Source organism: Gemmatimonadota bacterium (assembly GCA_040882465.1).
GTDB lineage: Bacteria > Gemmatimonadota > Gemmatimonadetes > Longimicrobiales > Gaopeijiaceae > JBBEBG01.
The window spans coordinates 14989-30812 of record JBBEBG010000029.1 but is presented as its reverse complement, the minus strand read 5'-3'; the positions used below and the strand labels follow the sequence as shown (position 1 = coordinate 30812).

General features: G+C 66.4%; 10 protein-coding genes, 1 tRNA gene and 1 pseudogene. 1 reads left to right on the top strand and 11 read right to left on the bottom strand.

Annotated features, from left to right (window positions below; genetic code table 11):
- Positions 1-107: 107 nt before the first annotated feature.
- From WEG36_10705 to dnaK, 9 genes are all read right to left on the bottom strand, one after another.
- Complete coding sequence (locus WEG36_10705; GenBank protein MEX1258074.1) at positions 108-779, bottom strand: hypothetical protein; 672 nt, start codon at positions 777-779, stop codon at positions 108-110.
- Positions 776-1381 carry a ribosome biogenesis GTP-binding protein YihA/YsxC gene (yihA, locus tag WEG36_10700; GenBank protein MEX1258073.1) on the bottom strand — a complete coding sequence of 202 codons (606 nt, stop codon included), beginning with the start codon at positions 1379-1381 and terminating at the stop codon, positions 776-778. The genes WEG36_10705 and yihA overlap by 4 nt, the downstream gene beginning before the upstream one ends.
- A complete protein-coding gene (lon, locus tag WEG36_10695; protein MEX1258072.1) occupies positions 1378-3819 on the bottom strand; it encodes an endopeptidase La in 2442 nt (813 codons plus the stop codon). The genes yihA and lon overlap by 4 nt, the downstream gene beginning before the upstream one ends.
- 52 nt (positions 3820-3871) lie before the next feature.
- Positions 3872-5128: an ATP-dependent Clp protease ATP-binding subunit ClpX gene (gene clpX, locus WEG36_10690; protein ID MEX1258071.1), complete on the bottom strand. Its 1257-nt coding sequence runs from the start codon at positions 5126-5128 to the stop codon at positions 3872-3874.
- Positions 5129-5173: 45 nt separating this feature from the next.
- Complete coding sequence (locus WEG36_10685; GenBank protein MEX1258070.1) at positions 5174-5809, bottom strand: ATP-dependent Clp protease proteolytic subunit; 636 nt, start codon at positions 5807-5809, stop codon at positions 5174-5176.
- Between the two features lie 52 nt (positions 5810-5861).
- Positions 5862-7127 (bottom strand): trigger factor, encoded by a 1266-nt coding sequence (gene tig / locus WEG36_10680; protein ID MEX1258069.1) that lies wholly within the window; start codon positions 7125-7127, stop codon positions 5862-5864.
- Between the two features lie 41 nt (positions 7128-7168).
- Positions 7169-7251: transfer RNA gene (locus WEG36_10675), tRNA-Leu, on the bottom strand.
- Between the two features lie 148 nt (positions 7252-7399).
- On the bottom strand, positions 7400-8983 hold the full coding sequence (locus tag WEG36_10670; GenBank protein ID MEX1258068.1) for a trypsin-like peptidase domain-containing protein: 1584 nt from the start codon (positions 8981-8983) through the stop codon (positions 7400-7402).
- Between the two features lie 108 nt (positions 8984-9091).
- Positions 9092-11020 (bottom strand): molecular chaperone DnaK, encoded by a 1929-nt coding sequence (gene dnaK, locus WEG36_10665; GenBank protein MEX1258067.1) that lies wholly within the window; start codon positions 11018-11020, stop codon positions 9092-9094.
- 244 nt (positions 11021-11264) lie between these two features.
- Here dnaK and WEG36_10660 point away from each other — a divergent pair, with 244 nt between their 5' ends.
- Positions 11265-12161 (top strand): purine-nucleoside phosphorylase, encoded by an 897-nt coding sequence (locus tag WEG36_10660; protein ID MEX1258066.1) that lies wholly within the window; start codon positions 11265-11267, stop codon positions 12159-12161.
- Here the strand turns inward: WEG36_10660 and WEG36_10655 are convergent.
- Both WEG36_10655 and thiD read right to left on the bottom strand, forming a co-directional pair.
- Positions 12143-14929, bottom strand: a pseudogene (locus WEG36_10655) (DUF5916 domain-containing protein). The gene WEG36_10660 and the pseudogene WEG36_10655 sit on opposite strands and share 19 nt — an antisense overlap.
- Before the next feature lie 49 nt (positions 14930-14978).
- Positions 14979-15818: a bifunctional hydroxymethylpyrimidine kinase/phosphomethylpyrimidine kinase gene (gene thiD, locus WEG36_10650; protein ID MEX1258065.1), complete on the bottom strand. Its 840-nt coding sequence runs from the start codon at positions 15816-15818 to the stop codon at positions 14979-14981.
- Between the last annotated feature and the right edge of the window lie 6 nt (positions 15819-15824).

The window sequence follows — 15824 nt, the reverse complement described above, 5'->3', positions numbered from 1 at the left end:
GGCTTCGGCCCCGTCTTGTCACGCGAATTCCGTGCCACGGCAACATGCAGGGGATGTGGGGATTGGGCTTCCCTCAGTCGTTCCAGGGTGCCCCGATCGCCTTGCCGTCAGTTCGGCGCTGGCGTCCTCGACCGCAGTCGGGACCGCTCCCGCTCGAGGAGCGGAAGGACACGTTCCCACTCGCGGCTTCTAACTTCCTGGTATTCCACCTCCGTCGGCCGCTGGAAGTCGAGGTCGCCCGGGAAGGCGTACACGGCCATCGAGGTCTGGCGGGGGAGGACGCGCCGCGAGTCCCAGTCCGGGGTCAGGGGTCGGATGTCCACGGGGCGGTAACGAAGCGCGCGGTTGACAAGGTTCAGCGCTTCCGGTTCAAACGCGACTTCCACGGCCTCGGAGAATAGCGAGACCAGGAAGAGCTCGAAGGGTACGGCTGAGCCGGTCCGTTCGACGAAGATGTCCTGATAACCCCGCCCGAGTGCCGAAAGTCGCTCGTAGGTGTCGGGGGCCGTAAGCCGGACGATGGATTCTTCGAGGGGAGTCACGAGGATCTGGAGCTCTCCTCTGCGCAGAGCGAGGGAGATCTCCTCCTGAAGCAGCGTCCCCATTCCCACGGGAATTTCCGCGTCGGGGGGCAGGTCGGCGGGAAGGGCCGCCGAGGGTGATCGAGCGGGCGCGGGGTCCGGGTTGCCCGGGAAAAGGAGTCCACACCCCGCTCCCGCGGCGGCCGCCAGCATCGCGGCGCACCGGTGAAGGAAACGGAGCCGCGGGGCCGGAATCACTCGGCCTCGTTCCCCGGCCCGAGAAGGGAGGCGATCGCGTCGAGGAGAGGCTCCCGCCCCTCGCGCGTCACCGAAGAAAAGGGGACGATCTGCTCGGGATCCAGCCCCAGCTTTTCGGTCAGCTCGGTCACCTGCTTCTTCCCCTGGGACTTGGTGAGCTTGTCCATCTTGGTGAGGACGACGAGAGCGGGGATCCCCACCCCCGCGAGATAGTCCAGCATCACCAGATCATGTTCGGTCGGATCGCGCCGGATATCAACCAGATGGACCACGGCCTTCGGGCCATCCGGCCGTGCGAGGTACCCTTCCACGAGCTTCTTCCAGCTCTCGCGCACGGCGAAAGGGGCCTTGGCAAAACCGAATCCGGGAAGGTCCACCAGGAAAAACCGGGCGTTCACCCGGTAGAAATTGAGTCCCTGAGTCTTTCCCGGCGTGGCCGAGACGTGTGCGATCTTCTTCTGCGTTCGTTCGAGAAGAACGTTGATGAGCGAGGACTTTCCGACATTCGACCGCCCCGAAAACGCCACCTGAGGGAGATCGCCGGGAAAGGCTGCCCGGGGATCCATGACGGTCCCCGAAAACTCGACACTCCGGATTTTCACTGCGAAAGCCGCGCGCCGGGATCCGCCGAGCCGCCGACCAGCTCGCTCATGAGGGACCCGGTGGCGAAGCCTGTTCCGGGCACGATTTCCAAGATCCGTTCGAGGACCTGGTCCATCCGGTCAACGGCGTGGAAGGTGATGCGCTCCCGGACTTCCGCGGGGAGGGTCTCGAGCTCCGGGGCGTTTCCCGCCGGAATGATCACGGTGTGCATCCCGTTCCTGAGTGCCGCCACTGCCTTTTCCTTGAGGCCCCCGATCGGGAGAACGCGGCCGCGGAGCGTGATCTCTCCGGTCATCGCGACGTCCGGGCGGGTGGGAGTCCCGGTGAGAGCCGACACGAGGGCGGATGCGATCGTGATCCCCGCCGAGGGCCCGTCTTTCGGAGTCGCTCCCTCCGGGATGTGGATGTGAAGATCCACCTCGCGGTGGAATTGGGCTCGGAGTCCGAGCTCCCGGGCGCGCGACCGGGCGTAGGTGACCGCCGCGACCGCGGACTCCTTCATCACGTCTCCGAGGGTACCCGTGAGCTGGATCTGGCCCGACCCGGGGACGACCGAGACTTCGACTTCCAGGATTTCGCCGCCGGCGGTCGTCCAGGCGAGCCCCGTCGCGATCCCTATCCGTTCGATGCCGCCGTCCAGGCCGGTCTTGAGGTGCTTGGGGGGCCCGAGGAGATCGCCGAGGTGCGACGACTCGATGCGCACCGCCTCTCCCGGAGAGATGTGGCCCTCGGCGAGCCGCCTCGCCTGTTTTCGCGCGATCCGCGCGAGAAGGCGGTCGAGTTCCCTCACACCTGCCTCTCGCGTGTAATCTTCGACGATGCGACCCACCACGTCGCCGGGGATCGTGATCCTCTCCGGCTCCAGCCCATGCCGCCGAAGCTGCTCGGGAATCAGGAACTGGGCCGCGATGCTGCGCTTCTCGGTGTCCAGGTAGCCTGGAATGCGAATGACCTCCATCCGATCCCGAAGGGGATCCGGGATGCCGACCAACGTATTCGCGGTCGCTACGAATAAGACCTCGGAGAGGTCGAACTCGAGCTCCAGATAATGGTCTTGGAAGGTGCGGTTCTGCTCGGGATCGAGGACTTCGAGGAGAGCGGCGGACGGGTCGCCGTGCCCGTCTTTGGTCAACTTATCCACCTCGTCGAGGAGGAAAACCGGATTCCGGCTCTTGGCGCGACGGATTCCCTGCAGGATCCGCCCGGGAAGGCTTCCCACATAGGTCCGCCGGTGCCCACGGATTTCGGCCTCGTCGCGCACGCCCCCCAACGCGACTCGGACGAAGCGGCGGTCCAGCGCCCGGGCGATACTTCGCCCGAGGGAGGTCTTTCCGACGCCCGGGGGTCCGACGAGGCAGAGGATCGGACCCTGGAGCTCACCGACGAGGGAGAGGACCGCGATGTGATCGAGGATCCGGTCCTTGACTTCGTCGAGGCCGAAATGGGCCTCCTCGAGGACCGCGCGCGCATGGGCCACGTCGGGGTTGTCGCGGGTGCGCTCGTTCCACGGGAGGGAGAGAATCCATTCGAGGTAGGAGCGAATCACGGTGGCCTCGGGGGCGACTGGGTTCATCCGCTGGAGCCGCTCGAATTCCCGCTCCGCGCGCTCCCGCGCGGCTTCGGGCAAAGAAGCGGCGGCGAGCGTCGCTTCCAGGTCCTCCCATTCGGGGCTCCCCGACCCCAACTCCTTCTGAATCGCCCTGAGCTGTTCCGTGAGGTAGTGCTGGCGACGGTCGTCGTCCATCTTCCGCCGCATCTCCTGGTCGAGTTGATTCTCGATCTGGAGGATCTCGACTTCGCGCTCGAGGAGTTGGAGAAGGAGGGCGAAGAGTCCTTCGAGCGTCTCCTCTTCGAGAAGGGCCTGCTTCTCGGGCGCCCCTACGAGCAAGTGTCCCGCGACCATGTGGGCAGCCCGCGGCGGCGCCCCGATGTCGGCGAGGAAGCTCGCGAGATCGGAGGGGAGGTCGGGGTGGAGGTGGACGTATTCGCGAAAGATGCGTTCGACCCGGCGGACGATGGCCTGACCTTGTGGCCCGCCCGACCCCGCGGCGTCCGGATAGGTGAGGGGTATAACCTCCGCGTGGAGTGGTCCCGGCCCGGCTTGGAATTCCCGAACACGCGCGCGCAGGAGCCCCTCGAACACGACGCGGCAGGTCCCGTCGGCAAGGGGAGTGGATTGCACGACGCGCGCCACCGTTCCGACCCGATAGAGCTCGGACGGAGTCGGATCCTCCGCACCCGGATCTCGCTGGGCCAGCAGCAAGAGTAGACCGTCTCCGTCGCCCTTCGTCGCCTCTTCCAGAGCCGCCACGGACGGAGCGCGCCCCACGAGGAGGGGGAGGACCATCGAGGGGAAGAAGACGAGATCGCGGAGCGCGAGAGTGGGAAGGCGCTCGGGGAGCGCCGGAGGGGGTGACGTGGACGTCACGTCGTCCATCGGTGCCTCATGAAGAGTTCCTTGCTACGTCTGTCCAGTCCTGGCGCCGAGGTCACGCCTCCTTCTTCTTTTTCGGTTCATTGTGGAAGACGAGGAGGGGAGTGATCCCCTTTTCGACGGCTTCGGGTGTCACCACGACCTCCCGAATGTCCTCGCGCGAGGGGGCGTCGAACATCACCTCCCGCATGATGGACTCGATCACGGCGCGGAGCCCTCGTGCCCCCGTTCCGCGCTTCAGCGCCTTGCGGGCCACGGCGCGTATGGCCTCGGGGTCGAAGGTGAGGCCGATTCCCTCGAGCGCGAGCATCTTCGTGTATTGCTTGATGAGGGCGTTCTTAGGCTCCTGAAGGATCCGCACGAGCGCCTCTTCGTCCAGCTCCTCCAGCGCCACGGTCACCGGGAGCCTGCCTACGAGCTCGGGAATGAGACCGAAACGCTGGAGATCCTCGGGCTCGGTGTGGGCGAGGAGGAACTCGCGGTCCACCTCGGGCATCTCTTCCTCGCCCTCCGATACCACTTTTCCGAAGCCGATCCGGCGCTGTCCAATTCTCCCCTCCACGATCTTCTCGAGCCCGTCGAAGGCGCCGCCGCAGATGAAGAGAATGTTCCGCGTGTCAATCTGGATGTATTCCTGCTGGGGATGTTTCCGTCCGCCCTGCGGGGGAACGGAAGCGACGGTCCCTTCGAGGATCTTGAGGAGGGCCTGCTGCACACCTTCGCCCGAGACGTCCCGTGTGATCGAGGGGTTCTCCGACTTCCGCGAGATCTTGTCGATCTCGTCGATGTAGATGATCCCTCGCTGGCACTCGGTGACGTTGTAGTCCGCCGCCTGGAGGAGCCGCACGAGGATGTTTTCCACATCTTCGCCGACGTATCCGGCTTCGGTGAGCGTCGTTGCGTCCGCGATCGTGAAGGGGACATTCAGGGTGCGCGCGAGCGTCTGAGCGAGGAGGGTCTTGCCGACACCGGTGGCGCCGAGGAGGAGGATATTCGCCTTCTCGACCTCCACATCGTCCAGCATCCCCTGGTGGTTCACCCGCTTGTAGTGATTGTAAACGGCGACGGAGAGAGCCTTCTTCGCGTCGTCCTGTCCGATCACGTACTCGTCCAACGTATCCTTGATTTCGCGCGGGGTCAGCGTCCGGACTGCCGCTTCGGGCGCGATCCGCTCCTCTTCCTCTGCCAGGATCTCGTTGCAGAGCGCGACGCACTCGTTGCAGATGTAGACGCTGGGGCCCGAGATGAACTTCCGGACCGAGTCCTTGGACTTCCCGCAGAAGCTGCAGCGCAGGTGCTTGTCAGTGGACATGGGCTCCCTTCCGTTCTCCGGTCGCGCGGTTGGGGATGCTCCGGATCACGAACCTCCGGCGGCACCTTCCTCCGTGTCACGAGGTTTTCCGACTTCGTCCCGGTGTGCCAGGACTCGATCGATCAGGCCGTAGGCCTTGGCGTCCTCCGGGCTCATGAAATAGTCGCGGTCCACATCGTCGGCGATCTTCGCCGTGGTCTGGCCGGTGTGGTGCGCGAGGATCTGGTTCAGCCGCTCGCGGATGCTGAGGACCTCTTTCGCGGCGATCTCGATGTCCGCGGCGGTCCCCTGGTAGCCCGACGAAGGCTGGTGAATGAGGATTCGGGAATTCGGGAGGGCGCTTCGTTTTCCGTCCGCGCCCCCGGCGAGGAGAACCGCGCCCATGGATGCCGCCATTCCGACACAGAACGTGGCGACGGGGGCGCGTAGGTGCTGCATCGTGTCGTAAATCGCGAGTCCCGCGTAGACGCTCCCCCCGGGGGAGTTGACGTATAGGTAGATGTCGCGCTCGGGATCATCCGCATCGAGGAAAAGGAGCTGGGCGATGATGATATTCGCGACGGTGTCGTCCACGGGGCTTCCGAGGAAAACAATCCGGTCCATGAGGAGCCGCGAGAAGATGTCATAACTTCTCTCGCCGCGGCTCGTCCGCTCGATCACATAGGGGGGATAAATCGGCATCCGGTGTGTCCGTTGTTTTCTTCAGGCAACCCGGGAGGCCGGCGGCCTCCGCTCAGGCGGCCTCGACGAGGTTGGACTCCCCCTTGAGGAAGTCGAAGACTTTGCGTTCGGTGATCTCCCGCTCGAGTTGCTCGAGATGCCCGGCTTTCTGGAGGCGGGCGTAAAGGTCGGACGGGTTTGTGCGGCCCTTGTTCGCGAGCTCCTCGATTCGCGCGTCCACCTCTTCCTCCGTGGCCCGGAGGCCACGGCTCTCCGAGACCTCGTTCACGACGAGGAAGCGCTTCACCGCCTGGATCGCCCGTGGGCGAAGCTGTTCCTTCACCTCGGCGAAGCGCTCTTCCGGGACCTCCTTGGGATCTCCGAGGGCCGAGCGAACGAATTGGTCCACCATGGATTCCGGAACCTCGAAGGGATTCGCGGCGACGATCTGCTCCACGAGGAGGGCCCTCAGCCGCGCCTCTTCTTCTCTCTTCGCCTCCGAGAGGAGGTCTTCCCGAACGCGGGAGCGGAGCTCTTCCAGGGTTTGAAACTCGCCCGCGGCCTTCGCGAGGGCGTCGTCCAGGGGAGGAAGCTCGAGGCGCTGGCGTCCGTCCAGGTTAATCCGGAGGCGGCGTTCCTCCGCCGAAGCGGCCTCTGGGCCCGAGTCGGCGGGGATGTGAATCATAAACTCACCCGAACTCCCCACGGCGAGAGAGCCGATCGCGCCCTCGACCTCGGGGATCGCCTCTCCCTGGCCCAGGACGAATTCGTAACGCCGGGGCTCTTCCCCTTCCGCGTCGAGCCTCTCGATCCGGACGCTCACACGCTCGCCCGTGCTCGGGGTCCCTTCCTCTTCGACCGGGACCCAGGTTCCCTTCTGCTCTCGGATCCGCTCGAGCACCTTGTCCACGTCTTCGTCGGGAACGGGGAGGGAAGGGCGTTCGACCTTGAACCCGCCCAGTCGCGCGAGCTTCACCACCGGGGCCACGTCGAAGGAGATCCGGAAGGTGAGGTCGGCCTGGGGCTGGTATTCCACCTCGCCGACTTCGCCGTCGCTGATGGGACGGAGAGCCTGCTCGCGCAGGGCGCTTCGATACGCTTCGCCGATTACCCGGTCGAGGAGCTCCTGCTCGACGGCCGGGCCGAAGCGTTTCTCCAATACGGCCTCAGGGACCTTGCCCGCCCGGAAGCCAGGGAGCTTGAGACCCGACGAGAGCTTCTTCATCGCGGCCCGACGCTCCGCCTGAACGATCTCCGAGGGCACGGTGATGCGGAGGGTGCGCCGCCAGCGCTCCCCTTCCTCCACAGACACCCGAAGCCTCGACACGTCGATCGCCATCACGGTCCGGATCAGGGGTGAACGGCCGCCGAACGGAAGAGTGCGAAAGGGGGGACTCGAACCCCCACGGCCCAAGGCCACGAGATCCTAAGTCTCGCGCGTCTGCCAGTTCCGCCACTTTCGCGTTTCGGTCAGCGCCAAGGCCGCGCCAGGGAAAAAGATAACCGTGCGCCGGGGGGGGAATAAAGGCGCGGGGGCGGGGGGGGGGGGGGGGGCCCCCCCCCCCCGGGCGCCGGCGGGGAGAACGTTCCGGGACTGCCTGCCGATCCGGACTACTCCGGGACGCGCAAGTTGACCACAAAGGGGTTGACGTCCGGGCGCTGGAGCTGGAGCGACACGATCTCGCCGCGGCCGAGGTCTCCGAGGATCCGGTTCACGTCTTCCAGCGAGTTTACCGGCTCTCGATCGCCGGCGCGCGCGCGCCCGATCTGGAGGACCTTCTCCCCGCCCGTGATTCCCTGGCGAACGGCGGGACCCGCCGGGCTCACCGAGCCGATGACGACGCCTCCCGGGCCGGAGTACCCGAGCTCCTGCGCCGCCGCGGCGTCGAGCGGCCGAAATTCCAAACCGAGCAAGGCCGGCACAGTCGGTGTCGCGGCCGGAACCTGCGCCACGCGCGGCTGGAGTGGTGCCTCGCCGAGGCGGATATCGAGTTCCTGTACGCGTCCGCCCCGGTAAAAGCGAACCCTGACCTCGTCGCCCGGCCGCTTTTGTGCGATGAGCGACTGGAGCTGAGCGGAGCGCTCGATATCCTCTCCGTCCACCGCGACGATCACGTCCTCGGGCTGGAGTCCGGCCGCGGAGGCGGGGCCATTCGCTGGGACTTCCTGGACCAGAACGCCGGTCGTCCGCGGGAGCCCATAATATTCCGCGTCCACCGCGTCGGCGGGACGCATTTGCACGCCGAGGTAGGCGCGGTGCACTTCACCGAACTCGATCAGGTCCTCCATCACGCGCTGGGCGAGATCGATGGGAATCGCGAAGCCGTACCCCTGGTAGTATCCGGTCTGCGACGCGATCGCGGAGTTAATCCCGATGACCTCACCTCGGACGTTCACGAGAGGACCGCCCGAGTTGCCGGGATTGATCACCGCGTCCGTCTGGATGAAGTCCTCGATCGCGAACCTGAAGGTCTCCTCCTCTTCGCCGTTGCGGCGGAGCCCGTCGCTGATCACGGGGAGGCGACGTCCCATCGCGCTCACGATCCCGGCCGTCACCGTGTAGTCGAGCTGAGATCCCGGCCCGCCCAGCCCCGGATTCCCGATCGCCAGAACCCATTCCCCGACCCGGAGGGATGCGGAGCTCCCGATGCTGAGCGTCGGGAGGTCCCCGCCATTGATCTTGATCACCGCGACATCGGTGAGCGGATCGGTTCCGACGACCTCGGCGATGTATTCCCGGCGATCCGAGAGGAAGACGCGAATCCGGGTCGCGTCGGCCACGACGTGATCGTTCGTCAGGATGTATCCGTCGGGCGACACGATGAAGCCGCTTCCCCCGGCCATGTTCGGGAGCGGCTCGGCGTTCGGGTCCTGCGGCGACCCGAAGGGCCCGAAAAAGTCGCGGAACTGCTCGGGAATCTGGTCCGGCATCTGGGTGATGACCTGCCCGTTCCCCGGCCGTTCCGCCTCGATTCGAATCACGGCGGGGGTCACGACCTTCGCCAGGTTCACGAACGCGTCGCTCAGGTCCAGTGCAGGTTGCACCTGCGCGTCCGCAACCTGGGGGCTGAGGGTGATCGTGGGGCTCGCCGTCAGGCTGTTCCAGCCGAGGGCGGATGCCCCTCCGACTCCGAGGGCGACGGCGATGAGCGTGTAAAGGAGAACCCGAGCTTTCGACTGAAGTGGATCGAACATGAGTGCGGTTCCTTCCCGTTGGTCCCGTCGTGCGTTTCTTCGAACCCTGCACCTTCTTACACGGACGGGGGGGGCGGGGTCCCCCCCACCCCCCGTCCACCCGCCGTGTCAGTTCTTTTCGTCCTCCACGATCTCGAAGTCGGCCTCGACCACGTCTTCCCCGGCGTCCGCGCCCGTCGGCTCTTCCCCGGCCTGAGGCCCCGTTCCCTCCGAGGAGGACTTCGCCTGCTCCGCCTGGGCTTGATAGACCTGCTGCCCGGCCGCACTGAAGGCCTGCATCAGCGCGTCTCGGGCGCTGTTCATGGCTTCGGCATCGTCCGACTTGAGCGCGGTCTTGGCGGCCTCGACCGCCGTCTCGAGGCGACTCTTCTCGGCGGCGGCGACCTTGTCGCCCCACTCCTGGGAGTCCTTCTCCACCTGATAGACGAGTGAATCGAGGGTATTGCGCGCCTCGACCTTCTTACGTCGCTCCTCGTCTTCCGAAGCATTCGCCTCGGCGTCCTTCACCATCCGGTCGATCTCGGAGTCGGAGAGCCCCGAAGAGGCTTCGATCCGAATCTTTTGCTCCTTCCCGGTCGCGCGGTCCTTCGCCGACACGTTCAGGATCCCGTTCGCGTCGATGTCGAAGGTGACCTCGACCTGGGGGATCCCGCGAGGCGCCGGCGGAAGCCCGGTGAGCTGGAATTTCCCGATGGTCTTGTTGTCCATGGCCATCTTTCGTTCGCCCTGGAGCACATGGATCTCGACGGTCGTCTGGTTGTCCTCCGCAGTCGAGAAGACCTCGGTCTTTTTGGTGGGGATCGTCGTGTTCCGCTCGATGAGGGGCGTCATGACCCCGCCGAGCGTTTCGATCCCCAGCGAAAGCGGGATCACGTCGAGGAGGAGGACGTCCTTCACGTCGCCGGAGAGGACGCCGCCCTGGATCGCGGCTCCCACGGCCACGACCTCATCCGGATTCACGCCGCGGTGCGGCTCCTTTCCGAAGAAGCCCTTCACGATCTCCTGGATCTTCGGGATCCGGGTCGAACCCCCGACGAGGATCACCTCGTCAATGGCGGAGGGGTCGAGCCCCGCATCCTCGAGCGCGGCCTTCATCGGGGGGATCGTTCGCTGGATGAGGTCCTCTACGAGCTGCTCGAAGCGCGCCCGCGAGAGCGTCATATTCAGGTGCTTCGGACCTTCCTGGGTCGCCGTGATGAAGGGGAGGTTGATGTCCGTCTGCATCGTGGAGGAGAGCTCCATCTTGGCCTTTTCCGCCGCCTCTTTCAGGCGCTGGAGGGCCATGGCGTCCTTCGCGAGGTCGATCCCCTGGTCGCGGCGGAACTCCTCGACCAGCCAGTCGATGATTCGCTGGTCGAAGTCGTCACCGCCGAGGTGGGTGTCCCCGTTCGTCGCCTTCACTTCGAAGACGCCGTCGCCCAGCTCGAGGACCGAGATGTCGTACGTCCCGCCACCCAGGTCGAAGACCGCGATTTTTTCGTCCTTCTTCTTGTCGAGACCGTAGGCGAGGGCCGCCGCGGTCGGCTCGTTGATGATCCGGAGGACCTCGAGTCCCGCGATCTTCCCGGCGTCTTTCGTCGCTTGGCGTTGGGAGTCGTTGAAGTAGGCGGGCACGGTGATCACCGCCTGGTCCACCTTCTGGCCCAGGTAGTCCTCGGCCGTCTGCTTCATCTTCTGGAGGATGATCGCCGAGATCTCGGGAGGATCGAAAGGTTTGTCCACGTTCGGAACGCGGACCTGCACGCGGTCGTCGGAGCCCCGCACAACCTCGTAAGGGACGAGCCTTCGCTCGCCTTCGACCTCGGAGAACTTCCGCCCCATGAACCGCTTGATGGAGAAGATCGTGTTGTTGGGATTGGTGATCGCCTGTCGGCGAGCCACCTGTCCGACGAGCCGCTCCTGATCCTTGGTGAAGCCGACGACCGAAGGCGTCGTTCGCCCGCCTTCCGCGTTCGGGATCACGACCGGCTCGCCCCCCTCCATCACCGCGACGACGGAGTTGGTGGTTCCCAGATCGATTCCGATGACCTTCCCCATGATGAGTGGTTCCCCTTTTTTTCGGAAATCAGCGTGGACTGCCCTGGACATCCGGTAGTCGCAACCTCCGTGCCGCCCGAAAGCGGTGATCTTCCGCCATATCGGCGGGTTTGGGCTCCACGGTCCGCCGGAGTGGCAGGAATCTGCCGGGGAAGCGATGATCCCGGCTGCGCCGCCGCGACTCGGGGACCGCTCCGTTGGTCTCTTGCACGTGGCCCCGGCCCCAGCTCGCGGAGGTGAAAAGGTGTCCCCGTTCCCACCCCTCCCCGATCCGGCGAAGGCCGCCGAGCTGCTCGCCACCCGGCTGAGAGAGGCACCGGAGCTCCTCGTCGTTCTCGGATCGGGGCTCGCCCTTCCGGCGGCCGCGGTCGAGGATCCGGTGGAGCTTCCGTTCGAAGCGCTCCCCGGGTTTCCCCCGGCGGGAGTCATGGGACACCCCGGGCGTTACCTCGCGGGGCGCCTGGAGGGACGGCTCGTCCTGTTTCAACGCGGCCGGTACCACTTCTACGAGGGACACTCCCGCGCGGTGGTCGGCGCGCCGATCCGCGTGGCGGCAGCCCTCGGAATCCCTCGTGTGCTTCTCACCAACGCTTCGGGCGGAATCCGCCCCGATCTGATCCCGGGCTCCTTCGTTCTCGTCGAGGACCATATTGATCTTCAGGGGCGGGCTCCACTCGCCGGACCCGTCGCGTCCGGCGAGGAGCGCTTCCCGGACATGAGCGCCCCTTACGATCCCCAGCTCGGTCTTCTCGCGGAGCGGGCTGCCGCGGACCTCGGTATCGCGCTGGCTCGCGGCACGTATGGCGGGGTGCTCGGGCCCAACTTCGAGACGCCCGCCGAGATCCGGATGCTCCGACTCCTCGGCGCCGACGTGGTAGGGATGTCCACCGTCCCGGAAGCCATCGTGGCGCGGGCGCTCGGTCTCGCGGTCCTGGCGATTTCGGTCGTGATGAATCCGGCGGCGGGACTCACCGCGAGACCCCTCTCACACGAGGAGGTGCTGGCGGTCGGGGCGCGGTCCGCGGGGCCGCTCTTCGAGCTGGTGCGCCGGATCGTGCGGGGACTGCCCGAGAAGGAGCTCGGCGCACCCGACCTCGACTTCGGGGGTGACGGGCGACCGCGTCAGGGGTTCAGCCAGTAACTCACCTTGATCATGAAGATGTTGTTCGGGGCGGCGGAGAACATGTCACCCGCATCTCGCCCCAAGTCGAAGCTTCCGACCCAGCCTGCATCGTCCGAAACGCCGCCTCCGGTGACCGAGTTCACGCGCTCCTGTTGCCAGACCAGAAAGACGGTGGAGCCGGGGCGCCACTCCCATCGAAGCACGGCGTTCCCCAAGAGACTGCGGAAGCTGAAGTCGCGGTTGGACACGCTGAATCCCTCCGCCGGCCCCTCCCCGTCCGGGTCGACCAGGTACCGCCCCTCGACGTCCTGAGAGATCGTTCCCGCATCTTCCCCGTAGACGGAGAAATCGTACGCGCCTGGCGCCACGAACTCCTTCACCGCCCCGTAGTCCCCCGTCGAGATGAAGGGCTCCAGGTAGAGCTGGAGGGAAAAGGCCGGCGACAACGTGACGTTGAGCGTGGTTTCGAGGGAAACGGTCGTGCGGTTCAGCTCCGCGAAGACGTAGCGGGCACCGCATGTCGCGGTCGCGAGCGGGTCCGAGATCCGCGTGACGTACTGCGCGGTCGAGAAGGACTTCGAGTAGGATGGGGCCACCCGGAACTGGAGTGTCTCGGCGAAGCGGACGCTGAGGTTCGCGGAAGCGCTTCGCCCCCGCGCCCCGGCCACGTCGTTGTTCTACCCCCCGTTTGCGCCGAACACCGCCGCGCGGCGTCCGTCCGAATTCACCGTGAAGCGCGCGTCGGAGCGGCGCGGCGAGCGCGCCATCGGTCCACCGCGGGTGAGACGGTCGTCGTCCGTCCACGGGTCCCACTGGAGCCGGACGGAGCCCCGCCAGTAATTCAGCAATTCGACGGAGAGTTGGGTGTTGAAGTTCGCGAAAGTGCGGTTCCCGGCCAGGTTCCAAACCGCGTCCGGGCTTCCGGAAACGTTCCACGTACGGAAGTAGCGGCCGGGTTCCCGGTCCGTCCACTGGTAGTGCGTATCCAGGAGGATGCGGTCGGCGTTCGTGTGGAATCCGAGGTCGTTCACCTCGTAGCCGGGACCGATCACGGCCACCGCGTTTCGCATCGTGAAGTTTCCGGCCTGCTTCCCGACGAAGCCCATCGCGTAAAAACCCGACATCGAGCGCGCCGATGTGTCGAGATCGATATGCTGCGCGTCGGGGCGCTGGAAGTAGCGGCGAGACGCGCGTTCAGTCCTGGCGATCGCGAGTGAGTCCCCGCGCACGGTGCTCGCCGAGACGAGGCCGCTGAAGAGCCAGGCGCGGTCCTGAGATTCGTGCGCGAAGTCGAGCCCGGCGGAGTAGGCTGCGGCATGGAGCTGGCCCGCGAGCGGGGTCCCCTCGGGGCTTCGATTCACTGCCGAGGCGATCGCGCCGAAGCGCGTCTGTCCTCCGCTGATCTGCCGGCGGGCTCTCGCGACGAAATAGTTCGCGGCCGGCTCCACCACGAGTTTCTCCTCCGTTCCGCCCTCGCCGACCCAGGGTGCGCTCTCCCGCGCCGTCACCGCCTCGAGCACGCCGAGCGACCAGCCGCCTTCGAGGCGTCCGGTGACCTTCGCCGCTCCCAGAATCGTCGTCCAGTTGGGCAGGTCGGAGAACACGGCCTCGGAGGGGACCGATCCGCGGGGCGCCGCCCCGATCCGGCGTGAGTAAACGATTTCCGGCCCACGGCCCACCGACCCCGTCGGTCCTCCTTCGCCGAAAACGAAGATGTCGGCCCCTTCCACGAAAAAAGGACGCCGTTCGCTGAACTGTGTCTCGAAGGCCGTGAGATTGATGACGCTGGGATCGAGCTCGACCTGTCCGAAGTCGGGATTCACCGTGGCGTCGAGCGTCATGTTCGAAGTGAGCCTGTACTTCAGGTCCAATCCCGCGTCGCCGAAGTGGTCCGATCCGCTCCGGTAGGGGTTGGCGAGGCCGACCCCGGCCGGGGTCTCGAGTTGCAGGCATTCTCCGCGCGCCACGACGTAAGGAAGGAGCTCGAGGCGCCTTCCCGGCTCGATTCCTTCGAGCCCCTCGAGATGTGCGAACCGGGAGACGCCACCCCGCTCGAGCGTCGGAGTGAAGGGGAAGGTCGCGTCCTCCTGATTTCGGTTGATGCGGCGTTCGACCTGGATCCCCCAGCGCTGCACTTCCTGTCGCGAGAAGCGGAGCTGGCTGAAGGGAATGCGCATCTCCAGGGTCCATCCGTGCGCGCCGATCCCGGTCGCGAGCTCCCAGACCGGATCCCAGGAGGAGTCTCCGCCCCCCGTGCTGTTCCCTGTGACGATGGCGTCCCCCTTCACCCCCGACGGATTGGTCCAAAACCGGTGAGCGGTCTCGTGGTCGTGGTAGCTGTCGAAGAGGATGGCGAAGGAGTCGGAGTCCCCGAGGCCGGCGTCGCGGCGAGCGAGGCGCGTGACCACGGGACTCCGATCGTCGAGCCGGGCCGCCACGTAGAGAGCATCGTCGTCGTAGGCGACCCGCACCTCGGTGCGCTCGCTCACGGGCGCCCCTTCGACGGGGACCGTCTGGCGAAGGTCGGTGATGGGAGGAACGGTGTCCCAGACCGGCTCGTCCAGGATCCCGTCCACCGAAATCGAGCCCGTCAGTCGAGCTGCCCGCGCTCCCGGCGCGAAGGTGTGATCGTAGCCCGCCCCGGCATGTTGAGTGGGCGCCGCCGCTCCTCCCTCCGCGGGGACGCCTTGTGCGATCAGGCTCGCGGGTGCGCAGGCCAGGGCTATCCCAAGGAGTAGTGGGGCTGTTCGGGACCGGCCGGAGGGTGTGCGGGGACGGGGGGCCATGGGCTCGCGGTGAAAGGGAAAAAGAAGGTGGATGCGGGCATTTGCGGGGTCAAGGATCGCTCATGGTGCCGTCAACCCAGCGGGCTCCCGGGGGAACTTCGACGAAGTGATTGAGCGGTCCGTGTCCCGAACCGAGCCCGGGCGCTTCGCGGATCGCCGCCGCCACGAAGGCGAGCGCGCGGTCCACGGCGAGCTCCAGCGGATCGCCTAGCGCGAGTCCGGCCGCAATCCCGGCGGAGAGGGTGCATCCCGTCCCATGCGTGCTGCGCGTTCGGATGCGCGGGTGCCTCCATTCCCTTTCGCGTTCTCCGTCCCAGAGGAGGTCCAAGACTTCGTCCCCTTCGCCGTGCCCTCCTTTGATCAGCGCGGCCCGGGCGCCCAACTCCACGAGGGCACGCGCGGCCGCGCGCGCTCCCTCCGCGTCCTCGACCGGAAGCCCTGTCAGGATGCGGGCTTCGTCCAGATTCGGGGTCACCAGGGTCGCGAGGGGGAGGAGGCGAAGGGTCACCGCCTCCACCGCGTCCGGGTCGAGAAGTGAATCTCCCGAGGTGGATGCCATGACGGGATCGAGCACGTAGGGCGTGAGCCCGTGCGCTTCGATGGCTTCCGCGACCGATGCCACGAGGGGGGCTGTGGCGAGCATCCCGGTCTTTGTGGCCGAAGGTGGGAGGTCCTCCGCCACCCGCGCGATCTGGGCCCGCACGATGTCGAGCGGGACCGGATGCACCGCGAAGACGCCGGTGGTATTTTGCGCCGTGATCGCGGTCACCGCGGTCGTCCCGAACACTCCGAACGCCTGGAAGGTCTTGATGTCCGCCTGGATTCCGGCACCGCCGCCGCTGTCGCTCCCCGCGATCGTCAGCGCGATCCGCCGCTTCGATGAAGTCATGAGTGG

Excerpts from the sequence above, each read along its gene's own strand:
- lon (MEX1258072.1), bottom strand. The coding sequence starts at position 3,819 with ATGGACGACGTGACGTCCACGTCACCCCCTCCGGCGCTCCCCGAGCGC.
- clpX (MEX1258071.1), bottom strand. The coding sequence starts at position 5,128 with ATGTCCACTGACAAGCACCTGCGCTGCAGCTTCTGCGGGAAGTCCAAG.
- WEG36_10685 (MEX1258070.1), bottom strand. The coding sequence starts at position 5,809 with ATGCCGATTTATCCCCCCTATGTGATCGAGCGGACGAGCCGCGGCGAG.
- tig (MEX1258069.1), bottom strand. The coding sequence starts at position 7,127 with ATGGCGATCGACGTGTCGAGGCTTCGGGTGTCTGTGGAGGAAGGGGAG.
- WEG36_10670 (MEX1258068.1), bottom strand. The coding sequence starts at position 8,983 with ATGTTCGATCCACTTCAGTCGAAAGCTCGGGTTCTCCTTTACACGCTC.
- dnaK (MEX1258067.1), bottom strand. The coding sequence starts at position 11,020 with ATGGGGAAGGTCATCGGAATCGATCTGGGAACCACCAACTCCGTCGTC.
- thiD (MEX1258065.1), bottom strand. The coding sequence starts at position 15,818 with ATGACTTCATCGAAGCGGCGGATCGCGCTGACGATCGCGGGGAGCGAC.